Genomic DNA, 7,014 nt, shown 5'->3' with positions numbered 1-7,014 from the left:
GACGTTGAAGGAGAGGACGAAGCGTTTCTGGAATAATTTCAGGGGTAAAGACTGGAGGAGGGTTCATAGGTTTGTTTTTCTGTTTGCCTTCTGGTATAATTTTGTCAGAATTCATTCTAGTTTTGGTGATCCGCCTGGTGATGTTACTGAATGGCTTCAGGAGGTGATGCCCCAGTTATCCTAACAGTATCTGCGAGTTTTAGTATACAATCACAATATCTAGTTCTCTGGAGGAATATATTAGGTTATAGCTATTATGATGCAGAATTTTCCTATACTCCACTGGAGGGAGTATTTTATACCAGTTTTCCATTTCCCACCATGGTAATCTGTAATTTAAGATATATAATTTTCCGCTTTGCGAATTTCCAAAGTAGAACTCGGCTAAGTCTTCCATTTTAAGCCATCTTGGATATCCAGACATTCTCTCCCCTATATTCCAGTATATTGTATAAAAACCGCGTGTAAAGACGTCTGCCATTACTTTTTGCGAACTCTCAGACACAGTAGATGCCCACTGTGTAGAGCTTGCAGCTGTTTTCACATAAGGACTGAAAGGATTAAATCTCTGATCAATTACGCTAATAGTTCCAATGTAGGCTGACACAATAAATACAAGCAACACAAAAGTCACTATTTTTATTTTTCTTTCTGAAATTTTTTGAGAGATTAGATATAGCGTTATAATCGAGGATGGTAAGAAGCTATATGCGAAATGAAAGAGACCGAGGATACTATATGTTAAAGTTAGGGTTGATCCTGAGATTAAAAGAGCTAGCAAGATTATAGAAAGATTATCTAGCTTTTGCTTATGTATCACTTTTTTTATGCTGATGCTAACAAAATACATTGCTCCAAACAAAATGAAGCTCCAAACAAAAGCGTGACCTATTCGTGCAATGGTCGGACCTTTATATAAATACATCTGGAAACAAATGCTATTAAAACATAATTCTGGCGGTTTTTGTGTGAATAGGGATTCAATAAATCTCATTATGCCATGTTCAACTCCGTAGTTTGCATAAATTAAAAATTCTGGTATAGCTCGTTTATATAGAAACTCGTTAAATTCTAAAACAAATATAATCATTACAAAAAGTAGATACGTGAAGTTAGACTTCTTTCTCAAAGATAACTGGAGAATAAGAATCCAAACTACTGTTAAAAGTGCCAAGTATATAATTTTATAACCCCCAATACCTAACACAAAAAAGACAATGATGCTAAGAAGGGGAAAACTTTTATTATTAGTGTGCTGATAGAGCACTAGCGTTAAAAAAAATGTAAGAAATAATATAAATCCAAAGTGATGGACAAAAATGTAAACACCTTCCGTAAACATTGATATCATTAGCAAGCCTAAAAAAATAATAAGTGTGTTAGTAGCAGGCGTAGTATTAGCCTTAATAATTAACCTAATCATACTGATTAGCAAAACAACCTGGGGTATCAGAAAGATTGGAATTTGCACAATTTCAACTCTTATACCAGTAATTTCAATTAGCAACTTGCCAAATAAATAAAATCCAAGTAAAAGTTGCTCTTCCATAGGCGAATGAAAAAATGCTACGTTAACTGGTAAGAATGGGTCTATTGAAAACTTATACAAGTAAACTAATAAAATTGTGAGAATTACCAAATTTAATTTGATTAAGATGCTCCTTTTTAACTTTACCCTATGGGCTTTCCCATAGTTACAATGCTCTAAAAGTTGAACGTCGCTCATTTCAGCACACCTCTGTAAACTTCCAACGTCTTCTTTGCAATATTCTCCCATGTAAATTGCTCAGCGTACTTTCTTATCTTTTCTCTATCCCATTCTTTCTCCAAGGCAATTAAAATTTTTTCTGCCAAATCTTTTGGATTTGCCGGCTCGCAAAGTAACCCATAGTCTTCTGAAATTATTATCTCTGGCACACCACCAACCCTAGTCCCAACAAAAGGCAAACCAACACCCAAAGCTTCAAACATCACCGTAGGATTCCCCTCACTCAAACTCGACAAAACAAACAAATCAGCAGCATTCATCCATAGCGGAATTTCATCGTGAGGCTTTGGGCCTACAAGTTTAACGTAATTCTCAAGTTTTGCTCTAACAATTTGCTCTTTTAGGTCTTTTATGAGGGGGCCACCACCAACTATCAGAAGTAAAACATCTTTTCTGCTTTTCACTATTTCTTTCATAGCTTCAATTAAAAATCTCTGACCCTTAACTGGAACTAAATTTGCAACATTGAGTAAAACTTTCCTATCAAAAGGGATTCCAAGCTTCTCTCTAGCCTCTTTTTGTGACACAGGCCTAAAAAGCTCCGAATTAAAACCATTTGGAATCAAAGAAATCTTTTTCTCAGGAATATGAAGCTTTTGAGTCAGAATTTCAAAATTGCGCTTACTAACGGTTATTATATGATCAGAAGACTCCAGAGCAGATTTTACTAGCTCAAACCATTTTTCACCTCTAAAAGGCAAATCGTAAACATCATAACCGTGTGCTGTGGTTATAACTGGAACACTGAATTCTTTAGCAAGCTTAACTCCAACATATCCACTCGGCCAAGTGAAATGAGCGTGAATCAAATCAAACTCAATTTTCTCTTTTTTGATATGATCCCTAAACTTCTCGAAAAGTTTGTCTCCCAAGCCCCAGTTTCTACCATCTGGAATGAAATAAAGCGTAGATAGGACGTGAACGTCTACGTTGTCGGGCTTGTTTTTTAAATCAACCAAATTTCTTTTTGAATATTTCTCAACATTTCTGAAGTATGAAAATGGCAAGTAATGAGCTAGTTCAGAGAGATAGTTGTGACGGACTAAAACATAAATTCTTCCAACTTCCTTAGCCATTGCTTCTGTAAAATCTTTTATAAAATAATTGTAGTGGGGGGCTATTATAAGAACTCTCTTTTTATCTATCAACGTTCTTTATCACCTCCGCAATTTTTTCCGAAGCTCTCCCATCGCCAAACTTGTAGGTGTAAGTTTCTCCCGATGGTTCAAATTCTCTAACAGCTCTAAGTATTTTCTCTTTATCTGCCCCAACAAGCACGTTCCAACCATCTTCAACCGTCTCTACCCACTCAGTTCTTTCTCTCAAAGTTATGCAAGGTACCTTTAAAAAATACGCTTCTTTCTGCACACCACCACTATCAGTCAGTATCTTTTTTGCGTTCTTTTCTAACATTAGCATGTCTAAATAACCAACGGGTTTAATCAAAATTACATTTTCAGCTTTTTTGAGTGAATCATAAAGTCCGTAAGCTTTTAGGACCTTTTCAGTTCTCGGATGAACTGGAAAAACAATTGTCTCTTTACATTCTACAAAGGCATCAATTATGTTCTTTAACCTCTCAAGGTTATCCGTATTTTCAGCTCTGTGAACAGTTGCTAAACAAAATTCTTTTGGTTTTAATCCTAACTTATTCAAGATTTCTGAGCATCTTTCAGCAATTTTGACGTTATATAAAAGAGCATCAAGCATGACGTCTCCAGTCAGATAAACACCGTTCCGTATTCCTTCGTTATACAAGTTTTTTACAGCTGTTTCTGTTGGGGCGAATAGGTGATCACTAATGTGATCCGTCAAAACCCGATTAACCTCCTCCGGCATTCGCTTATCAAAACTCCTCAAGCCGGCCTCAACGTGGGCAACTTTAATGTGAAGCTTAACAGCCGCCAAAGCACCGGCAAGGGTTGAATTAGTATCCCCGTAAACCAGAACCAAGTCTGGTTTTTCCTTGAGCAGAACCTCCTCAATCCTCTTAAGCATTTCACCGGTCTGATAGCCATGGCTTCCAGAACCAACCCCAAGGTTGTAATCTGGCTCTGGGATGTTTAGCTGTTCGAAGAATATTCTGTCCATCTCATAGTCGTAATGCTGTCCAGTATGGATAACAACTTCTTCAAAATGTTTTCTTAATTCTCTCGAAACAGGCGCCATCTTAACAAACTGCGGCCTAGCACCAACAACCGTCACAACCTTCATACCCATCACCTAAAGCGATATTGAATGTCAGGATTCTGTCTGAACTCTTCAAGGCTTTCAGGATAGTTCTCTATGAACCAGACCATAAAAGCCGTTATGTCGATTTTTTCCTTAAGCAGTTTTTCTCTCTTTTTGTACCATTCCTTCTTTAGGTTCTCCTCCTGCACGAGTTCAACTGCCTTTTTGATGGCAAGCTCCTTTTCAGAAATCTGGTAGTTATACATCAGACCATATCTTTTTTCAAGCTCGATGAAATTACCCATGTCATTCGGGCCCACGAACTTGTTGCACCGTATTACAGGCGTCCCTAAAATTGCCGCTTCCGTGGCCATGGTCTGAGTGTCTGTTACTAAAAGTTTTGCATGGTAAATCACATCGTGTATTCTGGTCTTTGGAACCGGGAGAGCGTAGTCCTCAAGCTCTTTTGGAAGCTCCGTTTCGCTGGATATAAAGACTCTTGCGTGTTTTTCAAGCTCCTTGACGAGTCTTAGCTTGTCCTCGTAGGAGAATCCTCCAATTCCTATGTCGTGAACTGCATCAAAGGCGTTGAATCTCAGTAGGACATAGTCTTCCCCCTCTGAAACGCCCATCATATCTAGGACGTCATCTCTGGGAGTGTAATAGTTTGGGTGGAGGTACGCAAGTTCCTTGTAGCTTGCAACTCTGAGGTGCTTTTCACCGAGGTCGTCCAAGAAAGATTCTGGGGTTATGACAACATCTGAAAAGGGTAGAAACATTTTGTATTGAAGTTCGAGGTACTTGCTTGATCTAAACTCACTATCAGTAAAGACTAAGTTAGATGACCTCAATAATAACGAAGAAAAAGTATCATAAAGACCAAACCCAACAACTAAATCTGGCTTAAAACCATATAATTTCTTAGTCGCTCTTAGAATATCAAATGGCAAGGACAGAATTTTCCCATACTTTGAATTTGCTTGGTAGGAGTATATTATCGGAACCAATCCCTCAACTACGTCCAATGTTTCTCTATACTTACGGAAAAGGAGCTTACACTTATGGCCATCTTCCATTAGTTTCTCAACGATATTCCTCCAAAAATGCCACTGTGCGGGAGTATTTATAAATAGTGCAATTCTCATGTTTTACACCACCTCATTCCTTTACCATCCTAGCTAAAACGTTCAGCAGCAGCCCAGCAACAAACAGCTGAATTCCAGTTATCACAAATATACCCGCACCAATAGCTTGGGTCAGGTATACATTACCGCCCTTGTAATAAGGCTCAAGGGCTAAATATGCCAGCACTCCAGCAACAATAAACGAAATTAAGCTTAAAACTCCAAACAGCAGCAGAGGCCTCCTATATCCAATAAGGCTAACGATGGAAGCCAGAACACTGAGCCCATGAACAAGGGGATTTTTCTTGTGCTTGTTTGGAACGTCGTAACGAACGCTTATTGGCACTTCCCTAATCCTGATTCCTTTTTCCTTGGCCTTCACCACCATATCGGTTTCCACTGAGTAGTCTTCACTCTCGAGATCTATACTCTCAAGGGCTTTTCTGTTCATTGCTCTGAAGCCGCTCTGTGAATCAACCTCCAACCCAGAAGCAGCCTTTGTGCCCTTGTTGAGAACCCAGAGACCAAGGCGCCTGTAGAATGGAATTTCCTTTTTGCTCCCATTTAAATAGCGGGAACCTATCACCAAATCAGCTTCCCCTTTCATTATGGGATCAACAAGAAGAGGTATCTCATCCGGATTGTGCTGACCATCGGCATCTATGGTTATGACAATATCATAATCTTGACTCAAGGCATACTCAAAACCACTCTTTAGGGCAGCTCCCTTGCCCCTGTTAACCTTGTGCCTTATAACAAGGGCTCCAGCCTTTTGAGCTATTTCGGAGGTTCTATCATAGGAGCCATCATCAACAACAAGAACATCTCCATATTTCTTAGCAAGGGTAACAACTGAGCCAATTGTAAGCTCCTCATTGTAAGCTGGAATCAGTATGAGGGTTCTCATTAAAATTGCCTCCTTCTCACCTATCTTTGGATTCATTCTCACTTCAAAGTTCGAAGTGCTAGCCCTTTAAAGCTTTTTCTCATTATTCGGGCGTGTTTATAGTAACCTTTATTAGGGTTTTTGCTGAATTCTTTCAGGTGGTTGTCGTGATCCCCAGATGGGATCACAGACTCAAAGACCCTGAAAGCGTGGCATTCGCAATTCTTGACGTTTTAGCAGACTTCGAATCAGAAGGAAAGCTGAAGAACCTGCCAAAATCCAAAAAATTTCCAGTAAAAACAATACTGGCAATACTCCTCTTTAAACAATACTACAACCTACCCCTCAGAGACGCCCAGCACTACGGCAGAAAATTCTTCGGAGCAAACATTCACTACTCAACCCTCCACAACTGGGAGAAAAAGCTGAACCTCGAAGAACTGACAAACCACCTCCTGAAAAAACTCCAGAAATTACCCTACGCCAGCACTCAAGCAGACTCAACCATTATTACAAATAAAAAAAGGGTAGGATAGAAGTTCAGGCAATAACGAGAATCCTGCCGGGTTTACTGTATCCGGTTGCTGTGAAGATCACAACTTCTGAGAACGAGCTGATTGAACTCCTGCCGGGGGGTTCTGGGAATTTTTATGCTGATGGGGCTTATGATTCAAAGAAAGTTCTGAACACTGTGGTGGAAAAGGGTTATCGGCCGATTGTTAAGAAAACTAAGAACGCTCCAGGTGGTTTTGGTAGTAAGAAGAGAGACAGAGTGTTTTCTGAAGAAGAGTACAGGCATAGGAATCCTCATGAGGGGTTCTGGGGTGCGTTTACAACGTGGTTTGGCAGTAGGATCCCCTGTTTTCTGAAAAAGACTACTGTAACCCGAATCCTGCTTGGGGTAATGTGTTATGGTCTGAAAATCCTCCTCAGAGTCAAATACTGTTTAAATAACAGGGGGTGAAACTAAACACGCCCTGGTGTTGCGAAAAGTTTAAAAGGATCGAAGAGGATATATTTAAAAGGTTTTCGATTGGGGTGGGGCTATGAAGCGTTTAGGCAAA

Annotated in this window: 7 protein-coding genes and 1 pseudogene; 3 read left to right on the top strand and 5 right to left on the bottom strand. The window is 39.5% G+C overall.

Going from position 1 to position 7,014, the window contains the following annotated elements; translation table 11 throughout:
* Positions 1-184 (top strand): annotated as a pseudogene (locus tag THEPK_RS03580) (IS6 family transposase); the annotation flags it as partial.
* A gap of 15 nt (positions 185-199) precedes the next feature.
* Here the strand turns inward: THEPK_RS03580 and THEPK_RS03575 are convergent.
* From THEPK_RS03575 to THEPK_RS03555, 5 genes are all read right to left on the bottom strand, one after another.
* Positions 200-1,726: a hypothetical protein gene (locus THEPK_RS03575; RefSeq protein WP_042698444.1), complete on the bottom strand. Its 1,527-nt coding sequence runs from the start codon at positions 1,724-1,726 to the stop codon at positions 200-202.
* Positions 1,723-2,844 carry a glycosyltransferase gene (locus THEPK_RS03570; RefSeq protein ID WP_083965054.1) on the bottom strand — a complete coding sequence of 374 codons (1,122 nt, stop codon included), beginning with the start codon at positions 2,842-2,844 and terminating at the stop codon, positions 1,723-1,725. The genes THEPK_RS03575 and THEPK_RS03570 overlap by 4 nt, the downstream gene beginning before the upstream one ends.
* 61 nt (positions 2,845-2,905) lie before the next feature.
* On the bottom strand, positions 2,906-3,982 hold the full coding sequence (gene wecB / locus THEPK_RS03565) for a non-hydrolyzing UDP-N-acetylglucosamine 2-epimerase (RefSeq protein ID WP_042698441.1): 1,077 nt from the start codon (positions 3,980-3,982) through the stop codon (positions 2,906-2,908).
* Between the two features lie 5 nt (positions 3,983-3,987).
* Entirely contained in the window at positions 3,988-5,085 is a 1,098-nt protein-coding gene (locus THEPK_RS03560; protein WP_042698439.1) for a DUF354 domain-containing protein, read from the bottom strand.
* A gap of 13 nt (positions 5,086-5,098) precedes the next feature.
* Positions 5,099-6,007, bottom strand: a complete 909-nt coding sequence (locus THEPK_RS03555; protein WP_232194518.1) for a glycosyltransferase — start codon at positions 6,005-6,007, stop codon at positions 5,099-5,101.
* A gap of 56 nt (positions 6,008-6,063) precedes the next feature.
* Between THEPK_RS03555 and THEPK_RS03550 the strand changes: the two genes are divergently transcribed.
* Positions 6,064-6,486, top strand: a complete 423-nt coding sequence (locus THEPK_RS03550; RefSeq protein ID WP_042697966.1) for a hypothetical protein — start codon at positions 6,064-6,066, stop codon at positions 6,484-6,486.
* A 50-nt stretch (positions 6,487-6,536) separates the two neighbouring features.
* On the top strand, positions 6,537-6,914 hold the full coding sequence (locus THEPK_RS03545; RefSeq protein ID WP_042696758.1) for a hypothetical protein: 378 nt from the start codon (positions 6,537-6,539) through the stop codon (positions 6,912-6,914).
* Positions 6,915-7,014 lie beyond the last annotated feature (100 nt).

The organism is Thermococcus sp. PK (assembly GCF_000430485.1).
GTDB classification, from domain to species: domain Archaea; phylum Methanobacteriota_B; class Thermococci; order Thermococcales; family Thermococcaceae; genus Thermococcus_A; species Thermococcus_A bergensis.
This window is presented reverse-complemented; position numbering and strand designations above follow the sequence as displayed.